Annotated in this window: 28 protein-coding genes and 1 tRNA gene; 22 read left to right on the top strand and 7 right to left on the bottom strand. The window is 45.5% G+C overall.

The genetic code is table 11. From position 1 onward, the window contains the following. Positions 1-58 precede the first annotated feature (58 nt). The 3 genes from N186_RS05965 to N186_RS05955 are packed head-to-tail and all read left to right on the top strand — an operon-like array spanning position 59 to position 4,205. Positions 59-1,318 (top strand): hypothetical protein, encoded by a 1,260-nt coding sequence (locus N186_RS05965; RefSeq protein WP_020962878.1) that lies wholly within the window; start codon positions 59-61, stop codon positions 1,316-1,318. Continuing rightward, complete coding sequence (locus tag N186_RS05960; protein WP_148682107.1) at positions 1,291-1,824, top strand: hypothetical protein; 534 nt, start codon at positions 1,291-1,293, stop codon at positions 1,822-1,824. Before N186_RS05965 ends, N186_RS05960 begins: the two co-directional genes overlap by 28 nt. 5 nt (positions 1,825-1,829) lie before the next feature. Further along, positions 1,830-4,205, top strand: coding sequence for a hypothetical protein (locus tag N186_RS05955; RefSeq protein ID WP_148682106.1), 2,376 nt, complete (start codon positions 1,830-1,832; stop codon positions 4,203-4,205). On the opposite strand, the gene N186_RS05950 is transcribed toward N186_RS05955, so the two are convergent. Beyond that, entirely contained in the window at positions 4,186-4,755 is a 570-nt protein-coding gene (locus N186_RS05950; protein ID WP_020962875.1) for an XTP/dITP diphosphatase, read from the bottom strand. The genes N186_RS05955 and N186_RS05950 overlap by 20 nt on opposite strands. 95 nt (positions 4,756-4,850) lie before the next feature. Between N186_RS05950 and N186_RS05945 the strand changes: the two genes are divergently transcribed. Genes N186_RS05945 through N186_RS05925 form a run of 5 tightly spaced genes read left to right on the top strand, consistent with a single transcriptional unit; the run spans position 4,851 to position 9,120 of the window. After that, on the top strand, positions 4,851-5,915 hold the full coding sequence (locus N186_RS05945) for a SagB/ThcOx family dehydrogenase (RefSeq protein ID WP_020962874.1): 1,065 nt from the start codon (positions 4,851-4,853) through the stop codon (positions 5,913-5,915). Positions 5,916-5,974: 59 nt separating this feature from the next. Then, positions 5,975-6,436, top strand: a complete 462-nt coding sequence (locus N186_RS05940) for a hypothetical protein (RefSeq protein ID WP_020962873.1) — start codon at positions 5,975-5,977, stop codon at positions 6,434-6,436. Positions 6,437-6,494: 58 nt separating this feature from the next. Continuing rightward, positions 6,495-7,583: an ABC transporter ATP-binding protein gene (locus tag N186_RS05935; RefSeq protein WP_020962872.1), complete on the top strand. Its 1,089-nt coding sequence runs from the start codon at positions 6,495-6,497 to the stop codon at positions 7,581-7,583. Then, the gene (locus N186_RS05930; protein WP_020962871.1) at positions 7,584-8,360 is read left to right on the top strand and encodes an ABC transporter permease; all 777 of its coding nucleotides are present in this window, start codon (positions 7,584-7,586) and stop codon (positions 8,358-8,360) included. Then, positions 8,350-9,120 (top strand): ABC transporter permease, encoded by a 771-nt coding sequence (locus tag N186_RS05925; RefSeq protein WP_020962870.1) that lies wholly within the window; start codon positions 8,350-8,352, stop codon positions 9,118-9,120. The genes N186_RS05930 and N186_RS05925 overlap by 11 nt, the downstream gene beginning before the upstream one ends. A gap of 3 nt (positions 9,121-9,123) precedes the next feature. Here N186_RS05925 and N186_RS05920 read toward each other — a convergent pair whose 3' ends face one another. Next, a complete protein-coding gene (locus tag N186_RS05920; RefSeq protein WP_020962869.1) occupies positions 9,124-10,206 on the bottom strand; it encodes an ABC transporter substrate-binding protein in 1,083 nt (360 codons plus the stop codon). A gap of 91 nt (positions 10,207-10,297) precedes the next feature. Between N186_RS05920 and N186_RS05915 the strand changes: the two genes are divergently transcribed. Together N186_RS05915 and N186_RS05910 are read left to right on the top strand one after the other, a co-directional pair. Beyond that, positions 10,298-10,852, top strand: a complete 555-nt coding sequence (locus tag N186_RS05915) for a zinc metalloprotease (protein ID WP_020962868.1) — start codon at positions 10,298-10,300, stop codon at positions 10,850-10,852. A 62-nt stretch (positions 10,853-10,914) separates the two neighbouring features. Beyond that, positions 10,915-11,805, top strand: coding sequence for a P-loop NTPase (locus N186_RS05910; RefSeq protein WP_020962867.1), 891 nt, complete (start codon positions 10,915-10,917; stop codon positions 11,803-11,805). 15 nt (positions 11,806-11,820) lie between these two features. Here the strand turns inward: N186_RS05910 and N186_RS05905 are convergent, their stop codons facing one another. Then, a complete protein-coding gene (locus N186_RS05905; protein ID WP_020962866.1) occupies positions 11,821-12,504 on the bottom strand; it encodes a hypothetical protein in 684 nt (227 codons plus the stop codon). Positions 12,505-12,640: 136 nt separating this feature from the next. Between N186_RS05905 and N186_RS05900 the strand changes: the two genes are divergently transcribed. Genes N186_RS05900 through N186_RS05890 form a run of 3 tightly spaced genes read left to right on the top strand, consistent with a single transcriptional unit; the run spans position 12,641 to position 14,927 of the window. Beyond that, positions 12,641-13,480, top strand: coding sequence for an ABC transporter substrate-binding protein (locus N186_RS05900; protein ID WP_052885671.1), 840 nt, complete (start codon positions 12,641-12,643; stop codon positions 13,478-13,480). A gap of 41 nt (positions 13,481-13,521) precedes the next feature. Then, positions 13,522-14,184, top strand: coding sequence for an amino acid ABC transporter permease (locus N186_RS05895; protein ID WP_240366725.1), 663 nt, complete (start codon positions 13,522-13,524; stop codon positions 14,182-14,184). Positions 14,185-14,186: 2 nt separating this feature from the next. Next, complete coding sequence (locus N186_RS05890; RefSeq protein WP_020962863.1) at positions 14,187-14,927, top strand: amino acid ABC transporter ATP-binding protein; 741 nt, start codon at positions 14,187-14,189, stop codon at positions 14,925-14,927. On the opposite strand, the gene N186_RS05885 is transcribed toward N186_RS05890, so the two are convergent. Further along, the gene (locus N186_RS05885; protein WP_020962862.1) at positions 14,896-15,798 is read right to left on the bottom strand and encodes a dehydroquinate synthase/iron-containing alcohol dehydrogenase family protein; all 903 of its coding nucleotides are present in this window, start codon (positions 15,796-15,798) and stop codon (positions 14,896-14,898) included. The two genes, N186_RS05890 and N186_RS05885, sit on opposite strands and share 32 nt — an antisense overlap. Positions 15,799-15,878: 80 nt before the next feature. On the opposite strand from N186_RS05885, the gene cysS reads away from it, so the two are divergent. The 3 genes from cysS (at position 15,879) to N186_RS05870 (ending at position 19,159) form a co-directional block, all read left to right on the top strand. Further along, entirely contained in the window at positions 15,879-17,303 is a 1,425-nt protein-coding gene (cysS, locus tag N186_RS05880) for a cysteine--tRNA ligase (protein ID WP_052885670.1), read from the top strand. 20 nt (positions 17,304-17,323) lie between these two features. After that, complete coding sequence (locus N186_RS05875; RefSeq protein ID WP_240366724.1) at positions 17,324-17,671, top strand: AbrB/MazE/SpoVT family DNA-binding domain-containing protein; 348 nt, start codon at positions 17,324-17,326, stop codon at positions 17,669-17,671. Between the two features lie 288 nt (positions 17,672-17,959). Then, a complete protein-coding gene (locus tag N186_RS05870) occupies positions 17,960-19,159 on the top strand; it encodes an MFS transporter (RefSeq protein WP_187147002.1) in 1,200 nt (399 codons plus the stop codon). Between the two features lie 36 nt (positions 19,160-19,195). On the opposite strand, the gene N186_RS05865 is transcribed toward N186_RS05870, so the two are convergent. Beyond that, positions 19,196-20,155, bottom strand: a complete 960-nt coding sequence (locus N186_RS05865; protein WP_020962858.1) for an ROK family protein — start codon at positions 20,153-20,155, stop codon at positions 19,196-19,198. 226 nt (positions 20,156-20,381) lie between these two features. On the opposite strand from N186_RS05865, the gene N186_RS05860 reads away from it, so the two are divergent. Then, on the top strand, positions 20,382-20,840 hold the full coding sequence (locus tag N186_RS05860) for a hypothetical protein (RefSeq protein ID WP_020962857.1): 459 nt from the start codon (positions 20,382-20,384) through the stop codon (positions 20,838-20,840). Between the two features lie 100 nt (positions 20,841-20,940). Then, entirely contained in the window at positions 20,941-21,462 is a 522-nt protein-coding gene (locus N186_RS05855) for a hypothetical protein (protein ID WP_148682104.1), read from the top strand. Between the two features lie 4 nt (positions 21,463-21,466). On the opposite strand, the gene N186_RS05850 is transcribed toward N186_RS05855, so the two are convergent. Together N186_RS05850 and N186_RS09735 are read right to left on the bottom strand one after the other, a co-directional pair. Beyond that, positions 21,467-22,726: a Glu/Leu/Phe/Val dehydrogenase dimerization domain-containing protein gene (locus tag N186_RS05850; protein ID WP_052885669.1), complete on the bottom strand. Its 1,260-nt coding sequence runs from the start codon at positions 22,724-22,726 to the stop codon at positions 21,467-21,469. A 241-nt stretch (positions 22,727-22,967) separates the two neighbouring features. Then, positions 22,968-23,135 carry a hypothetical protein gene (locus N186_RS09735; RefSeq protein ID WP_020962854.1) on the bottom strand — a complete coding sequence of 56 codons (168 nt, stop codon included), beginning with the start codon at positions 23,133-23,135 and terminating at the stop codon, positions 22,968-22,970. Between the two features lie 96 nt (positions 23,136-23,231). On the opposite strand from N186_RS09735, the gene N186_RS05845 reads away from it, so the two are divergent. The 4 genes from N186_RS05845 (at position 23,232) to N186_RS05830 (ending at position 24,985) form a co-directional block, all read left to right on the top strand. After that, positions 23,232-23,573 (top strand): hypothetical protein, encoded by a 342-nt coding sequence (locus N186_RS05845; protein ID WP_020962853.1) that lies wholly within the window; start codon positions 23,232-23,234, stop codon positions 23,571-23,573. Between the two features lie 162 nt (positions 23,574-23,735). Beyond that, positions 23,736-24,479, top strand: coding sequence for a DUF2208 domain-containing protein (locus tag N186_RS05840; protein WP_020962852.1), 744 nt, complete (start codon positions 23,736-23,738; stop codon positions 24,477-24,479). 67 nt (positions 24,480-24,546) lie between these two features. Then, a tRNA-Gly gene (locus tag N186_RS05835) sits at positions 24,547-24,623 on the top strand. 68 nt (positions 24,624-24,691) lie between these two features. Then, positions 24,692-24,985 carry a winged helix-turn-helix domain-containing protein gene (locus N186_RS05830; protein WP_148682103.1) on the top strand — a complete coding sequence of 98 codons (294 nt, stop codon included), beginning with the start codon at positions 24,692-24,694 and terminating at the stop codon, positions 24,983-24,985. Positions 24,986-25,015: the final 30 nt, after the last annotated feature.

The following is a 25,015-nucleotide window of genomic DNA, read 5'->3' as shown; positions in this document are numbered from 1 at the left end:
TCTTCGTATACCGAAAAGGTTTTATGAGAGGCGGCACTATATTTAGGTGTAGCTAGTTATGGAGGCAACACTAGAATATCTGGCCGTTGGGCTCCTGATAGTACTTTTAATTTTAGTTTCATATGGAATGGTAAATGCTACTACATCTACTGTCGCTACGACTTATGAAGAACAGCTCTACACAATCGCTGAAAGGGTGATGGACAAACTTATACTTACCCCTGGCTATCCCGTCGACTGGGGAACAAATATCCAGGTTACTCCAGATACTCTACAAGACTTTGGACTAGCACTCTACGGTGCCCGTTCGCCATACATTGTTGACCCAGACAAGGTTATGAGGCTGGCAAATCTGAGCACTCTTCCAAATCCACTCCTCTTAAACACTACTCGGCTTGCACAGCTCTTGAACCTAGAGGACTATGGCTTTAGGCTCAGAATAAGACCGATGCTGTTAATCAATATAACGCCTGCTGGATACTACTATTACCAAAGCTACACCTTCATTTCTGCATACGATTTCCTCGTCACCAACTATTATGGACTTGGCATCCCAAACGCAAACATTACAGCGATGTATGTCGTGGTCCGTGTACAGCCTGGAGCGGGCAATAACGAGGGCGACGTGGAGGCCAAGACAATCCTTACAAAAACTTGTCTAACAAATGCCGTTGGAAAATGCAGGATCGATTATACAAGCGACCTGGCAAGCTATTTTAGACAGCAGAGACCAGACAAGTGGTTTTATACTTTTCTTATCGCGAGAGCCGAGTGGCAGGGCTTCATAAGCGTTGCTGGCTATGCCTCTACTTCCCAGGGAGGCGTCCCGGCAGAGGGCTACATTATTGGAAACTATGTCTTTGTAAACAAGGATATTAACAGTCCTGTTATCAGGAGGGGAAATAGGAACGCTGGGGCTGTGCTAGTAAAGGATGACCTGCTTCAAGCTGTACCAGAGTATCAAGACCTTCTTAATTTTACTACCGTGACTTGGTGTAGGGACTCCTCTGGAAACTTTAGGAACGATGATCCCCTGTGTAACAACGCAGGCCGAGTTCTGCCCAGTGCGAAACAGTGGTACCTAGTAGGATATATCCAGTACGTTGAGCCCTTGTCAAGCCACATTTTCATATTTGCACAGTTTAGAGGGAACCCTGTAGCTATAGTTATTAGCAGGCTTCCAAACATTGATATAGCCTACGGCGGTAAAACTGCTCTCCCGGCTAATAGCGTTACTCTGAGAAGAGTATGCACAATATATAGCTATCCCTACGTCGTCGAGTTAACTATTTGGAGGAGGGTAGAAGGCTTCCCATGATGTTTACAAAGAGAAAAGGTCAGATAAGAGTAATAGAGGCCGTCCTCGCAACTTTCATGGTCGTGTCAATAATACTGCTTGTCATGGCGTTTACGAGACCCCTGAAAAGCGTCTATGTTAGGGAGACAAGCGATTTAAGACGACTCGCCTACGACCTGCTCAACAACATGGCAGAAAACAATGTATTCGAGAAAACAATAGCTAACCTTGGCTCTGAAAACATGCAGCAAACTGGAGAATGCACGTTTTATAACCTCGGCTTCCTGGCAAGTGCCAGTCTTCCGCCTGGGCTCCTCTTTAAGATCGACATCTACAGGGTCGACTTTGACCTTGCTAGTAAGAGCGTAAACCTCGTTTGGATTGGTTGTGCATCGAACTACGACTGGAAAAACATTAAACTCGTCGAGTCTGAGCCCGTTACATATACATATGTGTGTACTGGGGATCCAGACAGTGTTAGGGGTACGACTCTGCTTATACAGATGGTTATAGGTTTTTCTGGGTGAGAAATTTGAGGAGCAAGGCGAGGCGTTCAGCCCAGATGGTTGTCGCCGCTATACTAATTATCGGCTTGATGATAATGTCTGTCCTTGTCACTGTATACGAGACGCATAGCCTGTTTCTAAGGACGAGGAGCCCAGTTGTCAGGGAGGTTGTCGGGGCCATAACGGCTGACTTCAAGAGGGCGTTGGCCTCAATGCTGGCTGTGGCTACTAGGGCATACTTTAACTATTCCGAGTTTTCAGACCTCACCGACAGGTTTAGCTCATACGGAATGTCAATGAATAACAGGCACAACTTTACTGTGGCCAGGCAGGTCGCCAAGACGTATCTAGAGTACTGGAGACAGTCTATAACCAAGGCCTACGGCGAGTATGGAGTCCAAGTGTCCTACGAGATACTCCAGCTCGACCTCTCGAAGGAGCTTGGCAGGCAACGAACAGTCTACAACTTGATGAAGGGCTACTGGTACCTCCCCACCTCTGGGAGCTATGCATATGCAAAGCTCAGGCTAAACATCACAGCTATGGGGTTCTATAACTGGGAGAGCGACGTACTTGTGGGACTAACCTTGACTGTCTACAGGAAACCGATAAGCGTGACGGGCCAGAACGTGACAATCATGATCAATGTGAGGCAAGACGGATCCCTTGACTACTCAACAAGTCCGCCAAGCCTTGTTGGAACTCCTTATGGCCGCCTAATCACCAAGGGATGGGTCAGGATATACTATCCCCAAATGGATGCAAGTGGAAGATTCACCGGAAAGTGGCTCCAGGCCAAGATAAGGGACGTAACCTACGCGGGCATGGGCAACTACTCTGTAACGTTTGAGCCGTCGCTCCCCGTACTTACAGACCTAAAGGGAGACCAGTATGTACCAATAATGGTGGTGGTAAGTGACGAGAGAGGAATAGTGGTCGAAGCGTCTACCTACTACTACATCTACTTTGCCGTCCAGAGAAATACCCCTGATACCTTGATCTATTACGACTCATCTGGAAACAAGACAACGTTGACTAGACCAAGCGACATAAGTAACGAGGTCTACACCCTTGAGATGAGCTCGAACCTTTCCCTCTTCTGGCTTGGGCAAAAGCTCTCAGTAGACCCCGCCCTCAAGCTCCCACCCTTCCCATACATACCCATAAAACAGATAAGGGTAAACGTCACGCTCGACGGAACCACGGCAACACTTAAAGAGAGGCCTATACAGTACGAGAACTGGACAACCGTTGTATGGCACGGTGTTCCCGTGGACTACCCTGTAGGCCTGTCTGACCCCCAGATGGACTTTGTAAAGGGAGACAAATATAACACAAAGCTGGTCTTCCAGGTAAAGTTTCCCACCAACATACGTAAGCAATACGTCACACTGTGGTGGTACGACGACCTGGACACCGAGCCCGCAGTATATCAGACACAGATACAATTTATCCAGGACTCTACACACAAGGACGTCTGGCACCCGCTCTACGACGTGGAGTTCGTTGACCAGGAGCACCAGCGGTCAAGGGGGTACGTAAACTATTTTGGCGTCGCGGCTTTTGTTCTAAGAGACCCGTCTACTGACTCTGCGTTTGGCCCCTACAATCTTCATGCCTTTGGAAGGTATTGCTCAGGAACCTACTGCCACCTTGGACGTTTCAGACCTTATGGTACTTGGCAGGTTTACTATGAATACATGCGTTACTCTTGGATAAAGGCGCCTATTAGGATTTTCGCTGTACTTAACACAGAGTGGGTAGGCAGTGTCTATAGGGACTATGGGGATACAGCGCTTAGTGACCAGTATTATGCTACGTTAGCGATTGTGCAGATAGTTAATGGGACAAGGTATATACCTGTAATTACGTATATCTATTGGAAAAACATGCGATCTGACTACGGCTACTGGCTTATGACTGAGATGGGCGCGGGATTCGCAGACTACTTTGCTTATACGAAAAGCTCTTCTTACACGAACCAGACATTTGTCTATACTTACGACCAGGTTTATTCAGAAGGAGTTCTGATCAGAAGTAACCCCGGTATATTGCTTGCACACTGGAACAATGGGGGCACTGGGAGAGCAGTCATCTTGAACCAGGCCGCAGTGAATCTGCTCCAAAGCATTGGGAGTACATATGCGAGTTTCTCGAGCACGGCATCTGGGGGTCTTACTGGTCGTCAAGGGTCCATTGAGGCTGATTTCTGGCCATACAATACTTATAGATCTGTGTCTGCAGGCACATTTTTAAGATACTGGACAGTTGTGTTCAGTTATGGCGCTAGTGGTTCTGGTTTTCTTAATTTGGGAAGCAATATCCCCAACGTATGGCAGAACGCGTATATCTATGCTTCCATGTTCCAGGAGAAGTGGGCTCCTAGTATACTGAAGCCATAGTAGCTAGGTGTTCTGCTAGTTTCTTGGTTGCTTTTGCCCTGTGGGAGTAGAGGTTTTTTTCTTGAAGGCTCATTTCTGCGTAGGTTTTATGTGTGCCTTGTGGCTGGAATATGGGGTCGAAGCCGAAGCCGCCTGTGCCCCTCGGCTCTGTGGTTATTTTTCCCATGGTTTCGCCGGTGAAGATGTGTGTTTCGCCTGTGGGTGTTTTTAGGGCTATTGCCGACTGGAAGACTGCTGTCCTGTCTGTAACCTGCTGGAGAAGCTGTAGTATGCCTTTGCATCCAATTGTCTGGTAGACGTAGTGGCTGTATGGCCCTGGGAAGCCGTTTAGGGCTTTGATGAATAGACCGGCGTCCTCTATGATTACTGGCTTGTCTAGTGCTGGTATGTGGCGGGCGGCGTAGGCTACTATTTCTTGGAGTGTGTCTGACTGTATCTCTATTTTGGGGAGGTCTGCTGGCTGTAGCTTGTACCCGTATGTCTCGAGTATTGGGGCCATTTCTTGGACTTTGTGCCGGTTTTTTGTTGCGATTAGTATGGTTTTGTCCACGTGTTTGGGTCGGTGCGGTTTGATTTGTTTTTAGCGTTTCGGCTTTTTGGCTAGCGGTATATTTATGTATAATGATTTCAATATGTATTGTTGTTATGTCTGGCCAGAGGGGGTCTCCTAACAGGCAGGGTCCGTCGCTACGCGAGTGCTTGTGGTGTCTAGCTAATGGTCTCCCGTTGAGGTACGAGCTGGACGAGGCATGGCTGTCTAGGGTCCTTTTCCATGTCCAGGGGTGCCGTGACAGGCGATTTAGGACTGTCCCGTCGGCCGGTGCCACGTACCCGCTTGAGGTGTACGTATCCTCTTTGGGGAGGATTTTTCCGCTGAAGACCGGCCTCTATAAGTATGTGTCTTGCTCGGGCAACCTTGTCCAGTCAAGCGTCAACGCGGACTTTGAGGGTTTCTTGTTTTCGGTTTTGCCGGGCAGGACTGTGACGTATTATGGGGAGAGGGGCTACATGTATGTGAGGAACGAGGTTGGACATGCTCTGCAGAATCTTTTCTTGTCTCTTGTGAGTCATGGGCTGTGGGGCAGTGTCAGGCTTGTTGAGCTCGAGTTTGGCCCTGGGAAGCCACAGTACATAGCCGCTAGGGTTGATGTTGCACGTGTGGATAGCTATTGTAGGGGTTTTTCTCTTGAGAAAGGGGTACTGTTTGATACTGCTGTTGTTTTGCGGAGGAGTATAAGGAACTATAGTCGCGAAGCTATAAGCAGTGAAAGTCTATTGGACGTTTTGAAGTGGTCTATGGGGGAGATTGTTGCTGGTTCGCGTCCCTATCTAAAGTTCGGGGAGGAGTATGGTGTAAATGGCTCCGTAGCAGTATTTAATGTGAGGGGGCTTGATAAGGGAATCTATGAATTCGATGCGAAAGACATGGAGCTTGAACTTGTTAGGACTGGTGATTTCCGTGAAAAGCTTTGGAGGGCCAGCCTCATGCAGGAGTCTGTTCGGCGGGCAGCCGCCGTGATAGTTCTTTTTGGGGACGGCTTGCTAGGGGAGGTTGAGGCTGGCGCTGTTGGTCAGAACATCTACCTGAATGCTGTGGATGAGGGGCTGGGCACCGTGGCTATAGGCGCATTTCACGAAGAAGACTTTTTGGAGGTTTTCGGCGAACAGAGACCGCTGTATGTCTTTCCCTTGGGGAAGCCCGCGGAATAAGAATCCACAGAATGGTTAATATTCTTGAACGTCAACACATTATATAGGTGTAGTCTGGCTTGCCCAAGTCAGGGGAAACTAGGGTTCCCTGGAAGGTCCCACCACGCGTAAAAGTACTGGAGGCATTGGGCGCTGTTGGCGACGGCAGGATAATTTTTAAAGGTGAACGCGAAGCCCAAGTGACTGGCTCTGATGGTAGCAGGGTTTATAGGGTTGTGTGGGATGGGGGGCTAGGTATTTCCTCTAATGATAACGGTTCTGTGTACAAGGGGTATCTCGGTTACCCGTCAATCGCTTTTTTGATGCTTAAGGGGGTTCTCCCCTTTGATCAGAGGCTTGCGGATGGTCTCAAGGGCATCCCGTGGAGGGAGATCAACGAGAAGTTCAAGAACTATAGGGATACCGAGATGTATGTAAAGCAGGTTTTAGAGGAGAGGGGCTTTAACTGGGGCTACGTCAATGCTTTCGTTGAGAAGGTATTATCTGAGATAAAACGGCTTCGACCCTACAAGCTGGAATGATTTCCCGTCATATTGTGCAATAAGTTTTTAAGCTTGGATACAAGCCACACGCAGAAAAATGTCTAGGGGTGTAGAAGTTAGAATCCGGGACGTGTCGAAGACATACCTTGATCGCGGTAGAACTGATGCTCTCCGAGGCGTCTCGCTTACCATAAACCGTGGAGAACTTTTCACTATTCTTGGACCGTCCGGCTGCGGCAAAACAACCCTTCTGAGAATTATCGCCGGCCTGCTTCTCCCCGACAGGGGAAGAATATTTTTCGACGACGAAGATGTCACATATAAGCCTACCTATGAGCGAGATATAGGGATGGTCTTTCAGGACCTAGCGCTTTTCCCTCACTTGACTGTCTACAAGAACGTGGCGTTTGGGCTCGAGGTCACGGGGCGGCCGAAGGACTACATTGAACGCAAGGTTCGCGAGGTTCTCGAGCTTGTCCGTCTACCCTACGAAGTGTATGCCCACAGGAAGATCCAGCAGTTAAGTGGTGGGCAACAACAGAGAGTGGCGCTTGCCAGAGCGTTGGCAAGAGACCCGAAAGTCTTGCTTCTCGACGAGCCCTTCAGCCATCTAGACTACAAGGTCAGGCTTGAACTGATCAGGGAGCTTAAGAGGCTTCAGAGAGAGACAGGTGTCACCACGATATATGTTACACACGACCAGAATGAAGCGATGATGCTCTCTGACAGGCTTGCAGTTATACGTGACGGAGTTGTACAGCAGGTAGGCACACCTGACGAGGTGTATAGGAGACCTGCAAACATGTTTGTAGCGACTTTTCTAGGCGAGGCCAACGTGGTAAGGGCTAGGGCCGTAGATGGGGTTGTGGAGCTCAAGAATTCGAAGATAGACCTGTCCACAGTGTCAGAAAGGTTTAGGGGGTACACGGGAGACGTTTGGATCTTTGTGAGACCAGAGCATCTTACATTTTCTCCGTTCAGCAACGGGAAATATGCAAGTTTAAAGCTTAGTGTTGTCGACAAGGTCTTCCTTGGGCCACTCACAAAGGTTATCCTTGACGGCTACGGAGACCTATCGCTGGAAGCACTGGTTCCTAGCTATGAGGCCCAGAAGCTACAGGAGAAAAAAGAAGTTGAAGTCTTTATAAGTCTCGATGACTTAGTGCTTTTTAGTGAGGAGGCATAAGTGTCCTCAAAGAGTGCTTTTTCTGGCTTCAGGCTTATAGCCTCCTTGCCCATAGTTTACGTCGTTGTCACTTTTTACCTGCCGATTGTTCTCATGGCAATCGAGAGCCTGCGCAGTGGCGGAGTCGAGACATATAGACAGGTACTACTTAATCCCGACTATTTGTCGATTATTGGCTACTCAGGCTTCATAGCCCTTGTAGTAACTTTGACTACTCTTTCCTTGTCAATACCTGCGGCATATTATTTGGCTTTCTATGTTAAGGACGAGGCGCAAAAGAACAATTATCTCGTCGCCTTCACTGTGCCGATGCTTGTAAACTTCCTCTTGAAGGCATACGCATTGATGAATGTTTTTTCACTGATTGGCCTGGCAAACAGTTTTCTAGCAATAATCATAGGGATGACCTACGAGTACCTCCCCTTAATGCTCCTACCAGTCTACTCGACATTCGAGAGGGTAGAAGAGAGACTCCTCGAAGCTGCAGAGACTTTGGGTGCTAGGCCCCACCAGACGGTCTTCCGTGTTCTGCTCCCGGTCTCTTTGCCGGGCATCTTTTCCGGTGTAACACTTGTCTACTTGATGTCTTTTACGGAGTTTGTTGTCCCAGCTATGCTTGGAGGAGTTTATGGATACACTGTGGGCTTCTTGATCTGGGATCTTTTCTTGAAGTACAGGAACTGGGTGGCTGGAAGCATTCTCGCCCTACTTATTACGCTTGTCTCCATACTAGCTGTCTATGTGTATATGAAGTGGGGTGTCGAGCTTGAGGCTTAGAGGCGTCCTCAAGATATACGTCTTTGTATTGCTGGCTTTTCTCTACGTCCCCCTGTTATACATCATCGTTCAGTCATTTAATTCTGCCAAGTATCCAGGAGAATGGAAAGGCTTTACACTCAACTGGTACTTCGAGTTGCTGAGAGACCAAGAGATATTTAACGCAATGGTAAACGGCTTATCCGTAGCTATCCTATCCGCCATCATATCGACCGTTCTAGGGGGGCTCGCCGCATACTATTTTTCAAAGAGACAAGAAAAATTTGTTGATAGCTTCTTTTACGCACCAATTGTTATACCCGAGATAGTAGAGTCGGTCTCCCTGCTGATGCTATACTACTATGCCGGTGTAGAGCTCGGCTTCTGGACAGTGCTCATTGGGCACACAGCTTATAATGTTTCCTATGCATACGTAGCTTTAAAGCCGCAGTTCCAGGTAACTTCTAGGAGCATGGAGGAGGCTGCCTACACGCTTGGGGCAAAACCCTTCGATGTTTTTGTCAGGGTGTATTTCCCACTGGCGTTGCCAGGCATAATCGCCTCTCTCCTCATAACCTTCGCCATGTCTTTCGACGATTTTGTTAAAACCGCCTTCACGACAGGTCCAGGATTCAAAACATTGCCACTTGTTATTTGGTCACGTGCCGCCCGTGGCAGAGCTACCTCTGAGCTAAACGCGTTGGCTGCTATAATGATACTTGTATCTTTGGTTGCAAGCTATATCTACTCGAAGCAAACATTATCAAGCATAGAAAAATAGTTTTTAGACCTTCTTGACCGCCGTGCTTATTTGCTCAATTATGCTTAGAATTTCTTCGCTTATCGGCATCGTCTGTATAAGTTTGGCTGTTTCAGGCGGATAAATAGCGGGGTTGCTGAGAATCTGTTCATCTACTAGTCCCCTGAGGAGCTCCTTCCTTAGAGGCGAGGGATAATATATGTAGTTAACATTTTTTGCAGCAACCTCTGGGTCAAGCATATAGTTTATCCAGAGATGTGCCAGGTCGGGTGCCTTCGAATTTTTGGGTATAGTCATAAAGTCTATCCATATGTATGCCCCCTCTTTTGGTAGGACATACTTGACCTTCTGGTTCTCGCTTTGTGCCTGGACAACGTCTCCGCTCCAGGCCTGCGCGGCATGCAGGTCTCCTTTTGCTAAAGCTGGAATGTAGACACTTGCACCATAGTAGCCTGCTAGGAAGTCTCTCTGGCTCCTGAGGAGGTCTATTATCTTCTGGACAGACTGGTCAGACCAGTCGTCTAGAGGTATGCCTAGGTATAGCTTCGCCGCGTTGACTACTTCTAGGAATTCCTCAAGCATGGACACTTTGCCCTTGTGTTTCGGGAGGAAGCCTTTCGTGTCGAAGAGTTGCTCGTAGCCACTGACTTCTCCCTCTTCGACGTAGTCTGTATTTATGCCTATTCCTGTTGTGCCCCAGGCATAGGGGACAGAGTAGTTTAGCCCTGGGTCAAACCTGTTTTCCAGAAAGAGTGAGTCGATGTTTCTTAGGTTAGGTGTTTTTTCCTTGTTTAAGGGCTGAATCAAGCCCTTTTTTACTGCCTGTGGCACGTATTGGTCAGTTAGGACTATTAGGTCGTATCCTCCGCCCCCAAGCTGTAGCTTTGCGAACGCCTCGTCTGCGGACTCGTACTCGTCGTAAATTACTTTGACATTGTATTTTGCCTCAAAATCCTTGATTATGTCTGGATTGATGTATGAGCTATAGTTGTATATCTTGAGTATTCTCTTTTCGCTTCTTGTGGACAGCCAGTAATATCCACCAATAGCTGTTGCCACAGCGACGGCTCCTGCTAGGTATATAAAGTGGCGTCTTGTCAGTTTCACAGGAGCCTTGGATATTTACACAATTTTAAACTTTACTCAGAGATGACCACGAAAAATTAATATTTTTGGAGAGAAAAACCTTATGAGATCTATGTCCACACGTCTCCCCATGTTTTATCCGCGCGAAATCATCGAACTGTTCCTGTCGACCCTGGCCGTCTTCCTCGTTTTCGCAGGTGAATATTTTCCAAGAAGCATCTTAGAGGGGCTGGTAATATTTTTCCTTTCATTTATAATATACGTTCCCCACGAGCTGGCCCACAAGTTTGTAGCCCAGCATTTCGGTTATCCGGCAAGGTACTCGATAAACCCGGAAATGTTCTTCTTGACGCTTCTCTCAGCAATTCCATACATACCAATAAAGTTTATCGCTCCAGGAGCGGTTTACATATATGCAATCATGATTGACAAAGAAACTAATGGCATCATTTCTATCGCTGGACCAGCAACAAACATCTTCCTAGGATTCGTGGCACTGATTGGAGGTGGCCCACTAGGAGTATACATAGCTAGCCTAAACGGCTGGATAGCATTCTTCAATCTGCTCCCAATCGGGCCACTAGACGGGCTCAAAGTTATGCGGTGGAACATGCCTCTCTGGCTCATTTTCCTCGTGATATCCTTTTGGATGGGGTTCCTTGTCTAATATATCCTATAAGTCAAACATTTGTAATAACGCATAAATACTGCCGAGAAAGATGAAGAAGTATGAGTGCAGAAAAAGAGAGACAAATGAGGATAGAAGCCTTAAAAAAGATAAGAGAACAAGAGGAGGAGGCAAGGAAGCGATTAAGCCAGATAAAATACAAAATAGCGGTTTTGAGTGGAAAGGGCGGTGTAGGAAAATCCCTTGTAACTGCTAATCTGGCTGCTACCCTTGCAAAGAAGGGTTACGAGGTAGGCATACTCGACGCCGACGTTCATGGACCATCAATACCAAAAATGTTCGGTGTCCATGGGCAAGTTATCTACGCGGGCCCGGCAGGCCTAATGCCCCTTGTAGGAGTTGGGAACGTAAAAATAGTGTCCTCAGACCTGATGGTTCCAAGCGAGGAAACAGCCCTTGTGTGGCGGGGACCCCTAAAGACCTCATTCATAAGGGAGCTCTTATCCATGGTTGCTTGGGGCCCACTAGACTTCCTATTGGTCGACCTTCCGCCAGGCACCGGAGACGAGCCACTAACCATCGCCCAGCTCATAAAGGATCTCAGCGGAGCTATCGTCGTGACCACTCCCAGCGACTTGACAAGGATAGTCGTCAAGAAGGCAATATCTTTCTGCCAAGAAGTAAAAATGCCATTGCTAGGCGTTGTCACAAACATGGCCTATTTTGTTTGCCCCGTATGCGGGACAAAGCATTATATCTTTGGAAAGGGTGGTGCCGAGAAGCTTTCCGAAGAGATGAACGTAAAGATTCTGGCAGAGATACCCTTGGATCCACGGATAAATGAAGCCGTTGACGGGGGTGTCCCATTTGTAATTGCATACCCAGATGCAGAGGCTACCAAGGCGTTCGAAGTACTTGCCGACAGCGTTATCTCGATGCTGGAAAAAAAGAATGGCGAAAGCCAGGACACATCTAGTGCTGGGGAACAGTAGAACGGTAGAAGTTTTTTAGAGCTGTGTTTTTGCCCACTCTAGTAGTGTTCTAAGAGTGTCATAGGCCATAGATAGGTCGCTTCCCTCAACTATTAATATAATGTCCCTGTGGCACGAAACAATTTCTGTGAGGTTTACGCCTCGAACTGCTATAGACATTGAGACTAGCGAGACGATTCCGGGGGTCGTCAATATTTCTGGAGGTCCTGTGAGTACTATCGCCGCCTGGTTTCTGAGGTGTCTGAGTATTTCTTCCTTGGTGAGGATTGAAACTATTCTTTCAGCGGCTTCAGTGTCAGTTATTATCGTGACTGCTGTTTCGCCCTTTATCACGTGGAGAACACTTGTCTTGGACAATGAGCCGCTAGCAAACATTTTTTCAATTTTTGTGTGGAAAGTGCTGTTTGGTACCGAGAGAACACTTAAGTCATGGTAGACTCTTAGGGAGCTACTTGAGAGAACCCTAGAGAGCCTGAGGGTTGGAGGTATTGTCTCGAGCATTGACTTAGCTACCCTGAGGACAGCCATTTTTATCGAGGTTTTTGTGAAGCTCCGCCCAGCGATTTTTTCTACATCGCCGTGTATGAGCTTTGCAAGGGCTGAGTAGTTTATTATTCCTTGCTGGAGAGCTATCAACACGTATGGGCGCGAGAGTAGAGCCAAGCGGACATAGTAAGAGACGCCCTCACGTCTGGACATATCGCTTATTGAATGTCTTGGATTAATATGTTTTTCTGGAAATGTCCTAAATATTGAGGATTTTTATCTATTTGAAAAATCTTTAATGAATAAAAAAGTTTATAAAGCTAGATCACTAACAACTTTTCTGATAGCCATGAGCCAAAAAATAAAAAACTTTAAGAGCCTACCAAATATGCTTGCAATTTTTATAGTTGGTCTACTGGTAGGAGGCCTAGCAACATACGGGCTACTAGGATATAGTTCGAAACAGCAAGCACAGAACTATATTGACAAAATCAAAGCTCGTGGGAAGCTTATTGTAGGGACGAGTGCAGACTGGCCGCCATTCGAGTATGTAGATGCAAATCATAACTACGCAGGGATAGACATAGAGATAGCTAAGAGAATAGCCCAGGAGCTGGGCGTTTCACTCGAGATAAAGGACATGAAGTTTGCCGGGTTGATAGAGGCGCTGAAGAATGGTGACGTTGATATAGTTATCGCGGATATGACTCCCACGGCTGAAAGAGAGAAGGTTGTGGATTTCTCGATCCCATACTATACTAGTAAAGGCTATGCCGTGGTTACCCTACAGAACGCAAATATAAAGAGCGAGCAGGATCTATACGGGAAAAAGATAGGAGTCCAACTTGGGACGATACAGGAAGAGTGGGCAAATAATAACTTGAAGGGAAAAGCCGAGGTAAAGTCATATGACCATGTATATCCTGAGTTGGTTTGGGCCCTACAGAGAGGAGATATCGATGCAATGATTTTAGGCGATAAGATTGCCGACGCGCTGATAACAAAGGAGCCATCGCTGAAGATCGCTACCTATGTGAGTATACCAACAATTGGAGGAGCTGTTGCTGTCCCTCAGGGTGCTGAGGACTTGAAATATGTTGTGAACAGTGTGATAGAAAAACTAATTGACTCCGGCGAGATGCAACAAATCTTTAACAACGAGATTGCAAAGTGGCTTGGGTCAAGCTAAAATAAATATATGTTTTTATGTTTTTCTTTTTTATCTAGGAGATGTCTATGGATTTCCTCAGTTTTCTAGTGGAGTACGGCCCATACATTGCTGGAGGTATCGTAGTAACTCTGGAATTGTCTGTTTCGTCTTTTCTCCTCGGCCTTGTTCTCGGTGTTATCCTTCTTGGGCTCAGTACGACGCCTGGAAAGATTGTAGCGCGGCCATACATTGAGATTGTTAGGGGCACGCCTCTCTTGGTACAGATCCTATTGATTTATTTTGGTCTCCCGGCTCTTGGAATAAAGTTTGACGCTATGACCTCGATTTTTCTGGCGCTTGGGCTAAATAGTGCCGCTTACCAGGCAGAGATATTTAGGTCTGCTGTAAAGAGTATCCCTGAGGTCCAGATTCTCTCGGCCGAGTCCCTGGGTTTCTCTGGATACCAAGTTTACAGGTACGTGGTTTTGCCGCAGGCCTTAAGGATATCTATTCCCTCGCTTGTAAACGAGTTTGTGACCGTTATTAAGGAAAGTTCCCTCGCCTCAGTGATAGGCATCGTAGAGTTAACAAGGAGGGGAGAATACGTGGCCTCATACACGTATAGGGCCCTCGAGGCTTATCTCGTAGTCGCCCTTGTATACTTCATTGTGTGCTATGCTATTTCCCATTCGTCTCGTCGTATTGAGAAAGCTTTGAAGATCCCTGGATACACGGGTGCATAGGCATGGTAAGCGAGGAAGTATTGAGGCTTGAGGACGTCGAGGCTGGCTATGAGGGGGTAGAAGTTATTAGGGGTGTTTCCCTGACAGTTAAGAGGGGAGAAAAAGTAGTAATTATGGGTCCTAGTGGAAGCGGGAAGAGCACTCTCTTAAAGGTTGCGGTGCTCCTGGTGAAACCCTCCAGGGGCAAAGTATTCCTAGATGGCGAGGAATTGACTTCTGGCAGCGTTGATCTCAGGAAAGCTAGAGCAAAGACCGGCTTTGTTTTTCAGAGTTACAACTTGTTTCCACACATGAAAGTTGTAGACAATGTAGCGCTTCCACTTAGGATTGTGAAGGGCTACAGCAAGGAGGATGCAAGGAGGACAGCTTTAGAACTATTGCGCCAGGTGGGGCTAGCAGGGTTTGAAGAAAAGTATCCGCTCCAGCTTAGTGGTGGACAACAGCAGAGGGTTGCTATTGCTAGGGCTTTGGCCATGGATCCCGTGATCTTGTTTCTTGACGAGCCTACCTCTGCCCTTGACCCGGAACTAAAGGCAGAAGTCATAGATGTACTGCTTGACGTCGCAAAGAGGAACATTGCAATGCTCGCGGTGACCCACGAGCTGGACTTTGCGAGGGAGGTGGCTGACAGGATTGCCGTCATGGAACATGGAAAAATCATTGAGGAAGGGCCTGCGAGCAAAATACTGGATTCTCCCTCAACTGAAAGAGTTAAGGCTTTCCTAAAATTGATAAGGAAATAAGGAGGCTTCTGTAGAATTTGTAGAGGTCTGTTTTTCCTTTGAATCCGTATCTACGAAGTTGTAGGCTGTAAAAAGTCCATGAGTGTTCAACTAGGAGATCCATCTTTTTGTATAACTTGGGCCTTTTTTCCCTGAATTTAGCTTCTTCCTCTATCCAGCTTTGTGGATCGTCTTTTATTTTGATCCTGGTGTAGGCCTCTTGGATGTTAAGCTTGGCAAGATTCTTTGCAACTTCCTCTATGTTTAGAGAATAAAGCGAGGCAAGTGTCAACAATAATATTGTAAGGGGTCCGGGGCCGAATTTCTCATACAGGCCACAAAGAGATAGATATGAAAATAGATTATGGTCTGGGGCTTCCTTTATTAGAGAGACATCGTGGTTTACTACCTGTGTTTTAGGGTCCTGGAGAGCATTTTCTAGAAAAGCTGGAGTAGTCAAGAATACTGGAGACACTGTGTGTCGCATCAGCCAAACGGGGTTTACTGGGTCGAAGAAAAGAGTTAGTTTTGTCGCCTCTGTGCACATTGCTGGGACTGTTGCAATGATTAGTGGCCGTAGGTCTGGGGGCTTGTTTTCGTAGACTATTTCGCGAAGGTTTTTGTGTGGCAGTCTAGGTAGCGAGAGTATTTTTGCCGTGTTTATAGCGGATAAACCGCCTATAGCAATGATGCTCGGGCTACCCCGGCTATGTATTTCTTTGTGGATTTCTTCGAGGGCTTTTATGTCTGGCTTTTCGATTTTGTATTGGTTTTTGGCAGAGATTTTTCCGGCATAAGGTTCTCCTGAGTCATCTATGATGACGACTGCATTGTCTAGTTTTAGCTGGTCTAGGCGTAGCTCCTTGGAGACCTTTATAATGGCTTTGTCCATTGTAGGTTTCAAACGAATGGAAAAGGTAAAGTATTTTTGCATGTAGCTATAAGCATTCTTGTCTAACGGTGGTTCCTATTGTGTTGCGGGTCTATAACACATTGACAAGGACGCTGGAAGGCTTTGAGCCTTTTGAGCCTGGCAAGGTTTCCATGTATGTTTGTGGCCCAACGGTATACGATTTTTCCCATGTTGGTCATGCGAGGACATACGTTGCTTTCGACGTTGTTAAGCGGTATCTCAGGCTGAAGGGCCACGATGTTGTACATGTACAGAACATTACGGATATAGATGACAAGATAATAAACAGGGCGCGGGACGAGGGGAGGGACTGGCGGGAAATAGTCGATGAGTACACGTCTGACTATTTAGACGCACTCAACAAGCTACGAGTCTTTGTAGACATGCACCCACGCGTGACAGAGCATATCTCCGACATCATTGAATTTGTACAGAAGCTGATCGCCTCTGGACATGCCTATGTAGCTCCCAGCGGAAGCGTCTATTTTGACGTAGACACCTATGACGACTATGGCAGGCTGAGCGGGCGCCTAGACAAGAAAATGTGGACCCAGGAGGAGTTCGCCACCGAGAAAAAGAACCCCTACGACTTTGCACTTTGGAAGGCCAGAAAGCCGGGCGAGCCGTACTGGGACTCCCCTTGGGGCCCAGGAAGACCCGGCTGGCACATAGAGTGCAGCGTGATGTCTTCACGCTACCTTGGCCAGAGGTTCGAGATACATGGCGGCGGGAGCGACCTTATTTTCCCCCACCACGAGAACGAGAGGGCCCAGAGCGAGTCACTGTTTGGCGTGAGACCTTGGGTAAAATACTGGATGCATACGGGCATGCTCCAAGTCGGGGGAGAAAAGATGAGTAAGAGCTTGAAAAACATTGTACCGCTTCGCGACCTCTTCAGGGAGTACGACCCCCTAGTTGTTAGGCTGTGGCTCGCGTCTGCCCACTACAGAACAATCCTCCAGTTTTCGGACGAAGTTCTCAGGCAGGCCCAAAGCAATCTGCAGCGCTTGAAGTCCTCTGTGGCTCTTTTGAAGAAGCTTTCCCGCGAGGTCGAGATCCCTGGACGCGTCTCGGACTACGAGATCGAGGTTCTAAAGGAGATGTCAACGCTACGGAGAGACTTCTACGAAAACATGGACGATGATTTCAACGCGAGTGGGGCATTCGCCTCGGTCATGAAGCTTTCGGGGCTAGTTTTTTCCAAGATTTCCTCAAAGCCAAGCTACCTACTAGTGTACAGGGCGCTATCCCTGTTTGAGGAGTTCAACCGTGTACTCGGAGTTTTAGACGAAGACCTTGGTCTAGGCGCTGTGGAGATGCTCCCCTTCGACGAGGTTGTCGACCTAATTGTCGAGGTTAGGGCTAAGCTACGTGAAGAGAAGAACTACGAGCTTGCGGACTACATTAGGAATAGGCTCAGCTCCTTAGGAATACAGCTAATGGACTATGGGGACAAAACAAAGTGGCTACTTGCCAGTAAGTGACACGTGACAAAGTAAAATATATGTCTGGCTTTTTTGACATAATTATTGGTTCTCCTAAGAGGATGAAAGTTCCCACACAGATTAACCTAAATATTCTTTCTCCAACTATTTTAGTTATGAGGAAGATTAAAGAATTAAAAGTAGGGCGAAAGGGTCAAATAGTAATACCCAAAGAGTTAAGGGAAGAATTCAATATTAAGGAGGGAGGGATAATTTTAGTAAAAAAGGCGGATGGAAAAATCCTTCTTATCCCTAAACCAGAAGACCCAGTTGATTTTTTGCTCCAAATAGCCCAAAAAGTTAAACTTAGAGACCTAAGAAGGGAAATAAAGGAATTTAGAAGAGACACGAAACGTGATCTGTCTTGACAGCTAATAATATTTTAGATTTTTTCTGAAGAAAAGAGATAGAGTAAAGAAGGCTAAGAAATATTTGAGAAAGCAAAGAGGAAAAAGTGATGTTATCTCCACAGTTTTAAATGAATTAATTATCATGGTAAGAGAACTTCTCATCGCAATTAAGATAAGCTCATCCAAGCTGGAATTGCAAAAATGCTTACTTTGAAGAACTAAGAAAAGAAATAGGAGACTCTTGTGAACTATTATCTTATGAATCTCGAAAAGTTAATAATCCTTATTAGTCGAAATTTCAATTGCATGAAGTTTATTCATGCAAGAAAACCTGCGATTATATTGTTGTTTTATATAGTTCTTACTAGTTTTGGTGCTTCTCTTTTTAGGCCTTTCTTCTCCTTGTATTTTATAAGACTTGGCGGAACTCCCTTTATGCTTGGAATCCTTGGATCTCTTTCCTCTTTTATAATACTTTGCCTGAATTTCTTTGGAGGCTATTTTACAGATAAGTATGGGAACTGGCTGGTTCTAGGGGTTTTACTTATAGTAACTCACTTTTTTGTGGCGCTCTATGCTGTGGCGTGGGATTGGAGGGTTTTATTTTTGTTTGTTTTGCTTGCAACTGTTTTTAGTTTCTATGGCCCAGCTCGTGATTCTCTTATGGCTTCGGTTTTTAAGGAAAAAGAAAGAGCTATTGGTTATCAACTTATGGAGGTTGCTCGGAGGATCGTTAAGCTTGTTTCTCCGTTAATTGCTGGGGTACTTATAAGCATATTTGGTATTCTTGTTGGCGTAAGGATTGGAATGGTTATCGCAGGAACATTTGGGATAATATCGGGAGTTTTGATCCTGTTGTTTATGAGGGAAGAGCGGAAAGTTTCTCAAAATGCTAAGCTTGACAGGACAAGTGCTCAGTTTTTTGGAGCATACTTGAATTTAATTAGAAGTATTGATAGGAGAATTATTCTGCTTATCCTTTTGGGGAGCATAATAATTTTTGTCTTCGCAATGGCTAGTCCTTTCTTGGTCATATACTCTACAGAGATTGCAAAGGTTAGTGAGCTTGAGTATGGTCTTATTCTGACAGTATCCAACATATGTATCACCTTTTTCGTATTGCCTCTTTCCGGGTTCATCATTAGAATGCTTGGAGAGATCAATTGTATTATTATCTCTTCTTTTGTTATCACATTATCTATGATGCTTTTTCTTTTACAGCCAAATTTAATGGTTTTATTAGTTGCCTATGTTCTTCTAGAAACATCTGTAAACTTCTACGAACCCTCACTTTTTTCGTTTTGGACCCGCAGTATTAGAGACATAGATAGGGGAAAATTCTCATCAATTGTTTCACTGATTGAAGGGGCTACCATCATAGCGCCTCTTCTGGGTGGAGAATTGTATAGTATCAGCCCTGTTTTTCTATTTATCGCAGGAGCTATTCTTGGAGTTATAGCATTTGCATCTTTGTGTATTTTTAAATTTGCATGCCAAGTTAAATAAGAGAATAAAAACCAGGTATTTTTCTGTCGATAGATGTCATCTTAGTGGAACCTTTGGTTCTTTTCCTAGCCCTAGTGCTAGGGCTCCCATTATGCCTATTTTGTCTCCTAGGGGTGTTAGAATTATTTTTGGCACCGTGTTTACTGTGTAGTTTTCTACTTCTTTCTCTATGTTTGCGAGTAGTATGTCTGAGTTGTTTAGCGCGACTGAGCCGCCGATGGTTATTATTTCTGGGTCATACGCGTTGGTTATTGCAGCGAAGCCGTAAGCATTGTATCTTTTTACTCCTTGTATCACGAGCCTGGCAAAGCTATCGCTGTTTCTATACGCATCGAAGATGTCTTTGGCTGCTAGTGTTTCCTTGTCTCTGAGGATGCTTTGGTTCCATAGATCAGGATGTCTCTTTGAAAGTAGCTTTGCGTATTTTGGTATACCGGTGCCGGAGCAGTATGCTTCCCAGTGTCCCTTTTTTCCACAGCCACAGGTTATTTCTTCGTTTGAGTCTACTACTATGTGTCCTATTTCATGTGCGTTTCCCTGTTTGCCTAGCAATAGTGTGTCGTCGACGTATACTCCTCCCCCTATGCCCGTGCTTATCGTTACATAAACGAGGTTTCGGTGGCCTCTTCCAGCTCCGAAGAATTTTTCGCCCACAGCGGCTGTGACTGCGTCATTTGTAAATGCTATCTTTTTGCCGGTTAGGTTTTTGAGGACGCGGACTATTTCGAGCCTCTGGAAGGGTAGATTTACGCTTTTTATGACTTCTCCTTTTTCCATGTCTATGGGTCCCGGGGATCCTACGCCTATGCCTACTATGTCTACATTGTGTTTTTGTGTAAAGGTTTTTGCTAGTCTTGCTATGTGTTCTAGGTATTGGTCTGGGTTGGAAAAGCTTCTCGTTGGGAAGACTTCGATTTCCAATATTTCTCCTTCCTCGTTTCCGAGGGCGACGCGTGTCTGGGTGGCCCCTATATCTACTGCTACAGCATATTTCATTTTGCTCGATGTAGATGTCTATTGGAAGTTATTTTTGTCTTTTGTGTAACTTCAGGAATTACTTTTTGTTTTGTAATAATAGAGAAGAGATTAAAGAAAAATTCAATTACTCTGAACGGAAATACTATGCGTGGGATGATGATGGTTAAAAGAGGGCATTTACATGTGGCCGTGCCATCGCGCCTGACCCCTTACCTTGTAATTGTCGCTTTGCTGGGGGAGAGTAATGAATAGGGATAGTATCCACATGGTCTTAGTTTTTCTGAGCCTTGGCTTGGCACTGGTCTCTATTTTTCTGGCTGTTAGGGTTGTGCTCCTGCTTCAGGATACCTCTAGAACTCTGGATTACCTGGCTGGGCAAATAAAAAAGGTCGACGCTATGGATAACCTTAATTCATCAGCTATGTATAAGCCTATCCATGTGACTCTTTGTGTAAATGCTTCCGGTTTCTCATGTTTCAGGGAAGTTTATGTTGGGGGCGTGACTGTTTTATCGGTTATTTCCAGGCATTACCCAGTAGTTGTTAGGAGTAACGGATCGGCGGTAAAAATTATTGGAATAGTCGGCGAAGACTGTAGTGGAGAATGGCGCGTCTATAACGGTGAAGGTAAAGAGGTAGAAGACCTTCTAATACAGATTTACGATGACACTACTCTGTACGTTAAATGCTTGGGTAGATGCTAGCTACATAAATGTTTTAAATATTATTGAGCTTTTTTAGCCTGTGCACCGGCACCTCTGGTTGGGTATCGTCTTGATGTTCCTTTTACTTGGGGGTTTTGTATTGGCCAATGTAAATGTCCAAACTCATAAGGGCGACACCAATCTTCAAGGATATACACAACTCTGGGTGACTGTATCCCCGCAGAAGCTGAACTTGACAAGCAATGTTGGTGTTGTCTCTATTTTTGTAGCTAACCTTGGTCCAGGGGTTGCTGAGAACACCTATGTGAGCCTCTCAGCCACTGGTTGTTCACTTCTATCCACGGATGGAGAGAGATGGGGTAGGAATCTCACATTCTTTCTGGGCAACATGCCTGTTCGTTATACGAAAACTCTTTCAGTGATTGTTCGCTGTAACGGCACCATAGGTTCCATAATTGTGACAGCATTGTCGGACAACTGTGACCCAGTTATGGCAAGCATTGATGTTCAGCTCGCTACCAATAGCCCGAGCGTCAGTACACAGCTTCCAATAACGAACCTTATCGTGACAGCAACGATTGTCTTGGCCTTGATATTTCTAGGGGTTTACTTGGTTAGGAGAAGAAATGAAAAAAGGAAAAGAAAGAAAAAGACCAAATAATTTTTTAGATCCAGCCCCTGAGCTTCATTGCCGTTACTACTCTTTCTACTGCGATCGCATATGCCGCAATTCTCATTGGATACTCGTGGAATCTTTTCTGCCACTCGTTGTAGACGCTACCGAAGTTCTCGACCATTTTCTTTTCTAGCCTTGAAAGCGCCTCTTCCTCAGTGAGCCAGTTGCCCATCCTGTTGTTTGCCCACTCTATCCAGGACATGACTACGCCTCCAGCGTTTGCAAGGATATCTGGGATTACGATTGCGTCTTTCTTCCTTAGTATCTCGTCTGCCTCGGGGGTTGTTGGACCATTTGCGCCTTCGCTTATGATTTTGGCTTTTATTCTGGGTGCATTGTCCTTTGTTATGACGTTTTCGACGGCTGCTGGGACAAGTATGTCTACGTCCAGCTCGAGTATTTCTTCATTGGTAATCTTTTTCTTGTAGTCCTTGTAGTTTGTGACGCTACCTGTTTGCTCCTTGATCTTGATAAGTTCTTCAACGTTTATTCCGTTGGGGTTGTATATGCCACCCTTACTGTCTGTGACTGCTACAACCTTTGCTCCCCATTCACTGAGGTATTTTGCAGCATAGATTCCTACGTTTCCGAAACCTTGGACAGCTACAGTTTTGTTTTCTACGCCTCCCCAGACCTTTTTAGCCGCTTCTCTAGCAACGATTGCGACGCCTAGCCCTGTGCTTACGACTCTTGCGTATAGTCCACCGATTTCCTTTGGCTTGGCTGTCACCACTCCCCACGCATTGTAGCCGACTATCTTGCTGTACTCGTCCATGTACCATGCCATGGTTTGTGGATTCGTGTACACATCTGGTGCTGGTATATCCACGTCTTCTCCAACAATCCTCGACAAGGCCGCGAAATACTTTCGAGAAAGCTCTTCGAGTTCTCTTGGGGAAAGCTCCTTTGGATTAACCTTTACTCCTCCCTTGCCACCACCGTAAGGTATGCCTGCAAGAGAGTTCTTCCACGTCATCCACATTGACAACGCGACAACCTCGCCTTCTGTAACGTTCTCGTGGTACCTTATTCCACCTTTGTAGGGCCCTAAAGCACTGTTGTGCTGGCTTCTCCAGCCGTGGAATACAGCTATTTTACCGTTGTCTAGTTTTACTGGTATCTTTACGTGTAATAACCTTTCTGGGTGCCTAAGAACCTCGACAACATCGTCCGGTAGGTTGAGGATCTTGGCGCTTTGCTTCAGCTGTTGTACAGCCATTTGGTATACAGGGTCGTTTTCGTATGTCATTTTCTCGCCGTTAATAAATAGTGCAAAGTAATATTTAAGCATAAAGCTTTTATAGACCATTGTCCTTATTTGCATCTTTTTATAAGCTTTACTCAACAAGTGTAAAAAAATTCTTTACAGAAAGCTGTAGACTCATAGGAGTCTATTGGAGAAATGTAAAAACAGAAGCTGTGCTGTAAAAGGTATTACGGGGAGAAAAACGGTATAAATAATGCTTATTTAGCAAATTTGTTTTGAGCCTTTAGAATTCCTCCTCTTCTTCCTCCTCTTCTTCCCACTCTTCCTCCTCTTCGGGGAATTCTTCTTCCTCTTCCTCGAATTCCTCCCACTCTTCCTCCTCTTCTTCTTCCCATTCCTCCTCTTCTTCAGGGAATTCTTCCTCTTCTTCTAGCCAGGCTGTTTTTTTCATAGTCTTTCATTTTGGTCTGTAAAAAACATGTATTAAAACTTATCTTTGGGGATACAAATGAGAAACTTTATAGGGCTTTAAAACGATTACAGACAAGTGAGTGCCCCAGAAATTGTAGAGGAATTTGTAGTGGATGCCGACAGTCTCCGAGAAAAGCTGATGAAAATGGGTGTAAATAGTATTGTGATTGCAAAAAATGATGAAATAAAGTACAAGTATCCCCGGGACTTTAACGCCGAGGAACTGGTATACAAAGTGAAAACATTACTCTATCTTTTGGGCCAAGAGAACCAGAGCTTCTTTGTCAAGCCTTCTAACGAAGTAATCTTTGTTTTTAGAGCTGATGATGCATTAGTGATATTCGCCGGAGACTTAGACGAAAAATTCGAGGAAGAATATTCTTTTGTTGCAAGGCTCTTTCTAAGTGAAATAGCATAGGGAAGCTAGGCCCAATCGTTATGCAATAAATACATTAGAATTGGAAACCATACATCAAGTATTATCTGGCATAGATACATAAGAAGAAGACTGTGGACTTTCTTAAGGGGAAAACATCGGTGGATTTATAAGTTGTCTTTTGGTTTATGCAGAGGAGTGGGTATGAATAGGGCGTTGCTACTTCAATACTTGATTGGACTTGTATTGCTGGTTGTTTTTGCTTTTCTGAATGCTAATTTTCCCCAGTATACTTCATGGATCTTTTTGCTGTACTTCATTGCTTTGATGTCTATAATGTTTGTTTTGATGGGAAAGCAGACACAGACGCTTCTCAAAGACCTCGACGAGATTAAGAAGGGAGAGACGCTTTACAAATCTAACATGGAAGAAGTCGTGAAGCTTAGAGAGAGAGACCTCCAGAATACACAGCCGGAATTGATGGGACAGTTTAAAGCTACCCTTGTACCATTCTTTTCACTCCTTGTTTTTATATTTGTTTTCTATATTCCACAGGTAAGGGATTTCTTTTTCCAGGCAGGCAGAATGTTTGCGCCTGTAGACACGAAAATGGCTAGTTTCTTTGAATACCTCTTTCTGTATGGATTCTTCTATGTTATTTCTCTAATAAGTGGACTTTATACGAGACGGCTACAGGCGAAGACTGGGACACTTGTCATAGCTACAAACTATGTTGTTACATCAAAGGGTGTAATAGTTGATGAACGAATGCCTATAAAGTTTCCATTAAAAGGCAACATAGTTGTTGATTCCCGGAGAAAGTTCGTAGAACTTGAAACAGTCCAACAGGTTATGGGCTCTACAGTGAAGCAACGTATAAGGCTGTATGCCTCTGAACCAAGCAAGCTGGCTAACCTCTTAAAAACATATGGTGCAACTACAAAGTAGCAGAACTGCTTGAAAAACCATGGAAAGCTTTTTAAGACGCCTGTTTTCTTTTATTTTGGTCATTGTGGCGGCCGTAGTCTAGTCTGGTAGGATGGCGGCCTGCCACGCCGCAGAACCCGGGTTCAAATCCCGGCGGCCGCACCACTGTTTTGATTCTTAGGAAAAATTATTTATCGAGCCCCAAGTCTTAAACGTGTATCAAGGTGCATAAAATGCCGCCCAAAGTGCTAACGATTCGTGAGGCTCTTAAGCATCCACTGCGTAGAAAAATCATAGCATATCTGCTCGAAAATCCAGGATCCTCTGTTAGGCAACTTTCCAGGGGGCTAGGCATAAGTGTTGGCTCTTTGTCTGGCCACCTCGTCATTTTAGAGAGGGTAGGCCTGATATTGGAGCAACGAAGGTCGAAGAGGCTGGAACTGTTTGTAAACAGTGAAGTATTTCTGACTATAAAAGAGGAGTTTAAAGGAGCCGGAAACCTCGAAAGTAGTGTCGCGGAAGTATAAAGTATTCTGTTCACGATTATTTTGCTTCGA

Source organism: Thermofilum adornatum (genome assembly GCF_000446015.1).
Lineage (GTDB): Archaea > Thermoproteota > Thermoprotei > Thermofilales > Thermofilaceae > Thermofilum > Thermofilum adornatum.
The sequence above is the reverse complement of the archived record's forward strand: the minus strand, read 5'-3'. Positions and strand labels throughout refer to the sequence as shown.

Bases quoted from the DNA above. Each gene is read 5' to 3' on its own strand.
- N186_RS05870 (WP_187147002.1), top strand. From the start codon at position 17,960: ATGAAGTTTATTCATGCAAGAAAACCTGCGATTATATTGTTGTTTTAT.
- N186_RS05910 (WP_020962867.1), top strand. From the start codon at position 10,915: ATGAGTGCAGAAAAAGAGAGACAAATGAGGATAGAAGCCTTAAAAAAG.
- N186_RS05945 (WP_020962874.1), top strand. From the start codon at position 4,851: ATGTCTGGCCAGAGGGGGTCTCCTAACAGGCAGGGTCCGTCGCTACGC.
- N186_RS05890 (WP_020962863.1), top strand. From the start codon at position 14,187: ATGGTAAGCGAGGAAGTATTGAGGCTTGAGGACGTCGAGGCTGGCTAT.
- N186_RS05860 (WP_020962857.1), top strand. From the start codon at position 20,382: ATGAATAGGGATAGTATCCACATGGTCTTAGTTTTTCTGAGCCTTGGC.
- N186_RS05905 (WP_020962866.1), bottom strand. From the start codon at position 12,504: ATGTCCAGACGTGAGGGCGTCTCTTACTATGTCCGCTTGGCTCTACTC.
- N186_RS05900 (WP_052885671.1), top strand. From the start codon at position 12,641: ATGAGCCAAAAAATAAAAAACTTTAAGAGCCTACCAAATATGCTTGCA.
- N186_RS05840 (WP_020962852.1), top strand. From the start codon at position 23,736: ATGAATAGGGCGTTGCTACTTCAATACTTGATTGGACTTGTATTGCTG.
- N186_RS05850 (WP_052885669.1), bottom strand. From the start codon at position 22,726: ATGACATACGAAAACGACCCTGTATACCAAATGGCTGTACAACAGCTG.
- N186_RS05875 (WP_240366724.1), top strand. From the start codon at position 17,324: ATGTCTGGCTTTTTTGACATAATTATTGGTTCTCCTAAGAGGATGAAA.
- N186_RS05895 (WP_240366725.1), top strand. From the start codon at position 13,522: ATGTCTATGGATTTCCTCAGTTTTCTAGTGGAGTACGGCCCATACATT.
- N186_RS05830 (WP_148682103.1), top strand. From the start codon at position 24,692: ATGCCGCCCAAAGTGCTAACGATTCGTGAGGCTCTTAAGCATCCACTG.
- N186_RS05915 (WP_020962868.1), top strand. From the start codon at position 10,298: ATGTCCACACGTCTCCCCATGTTTTATCCGCGCGAAATCATCGAACTG.
- N186_RS09735 (WP_020962854.1), bottom strand. From the start codon at position 23,135: ATGAAAAAAACAGCCTGGCTAGAAGAAGAGGAAGAATTCCCTGAAGAA.
- N186_RS05935 (WP_020962872.1), top strand. From the start codon at position 6,495: ATGTCTAGGGGTGTAGAAGTTAGAATCCGGGACGTGTCGAAGACATAC.
- N186_RS05965 (WP_020962878.1), top strand. From the start codon at position 59: ATGGAGGCAACACTAGAATATCTGGCCGTTGGGCTCCTGATAGTACTT.
- N186_RS05865 (WP_020962858.1), bottom strand. From the start codon at position 20,155: ATGAAATATGCTGTAGCAGTAGATATAGGGGCCACCCAGACACGCGTC.
- N186_RS05885 (WP_020962862.1), bottom strand. From the start codon at position 15,798: ATGGACAAAGCCATTATAAAGGTCTCCAAGGAGCTACGCCTAGACCAG.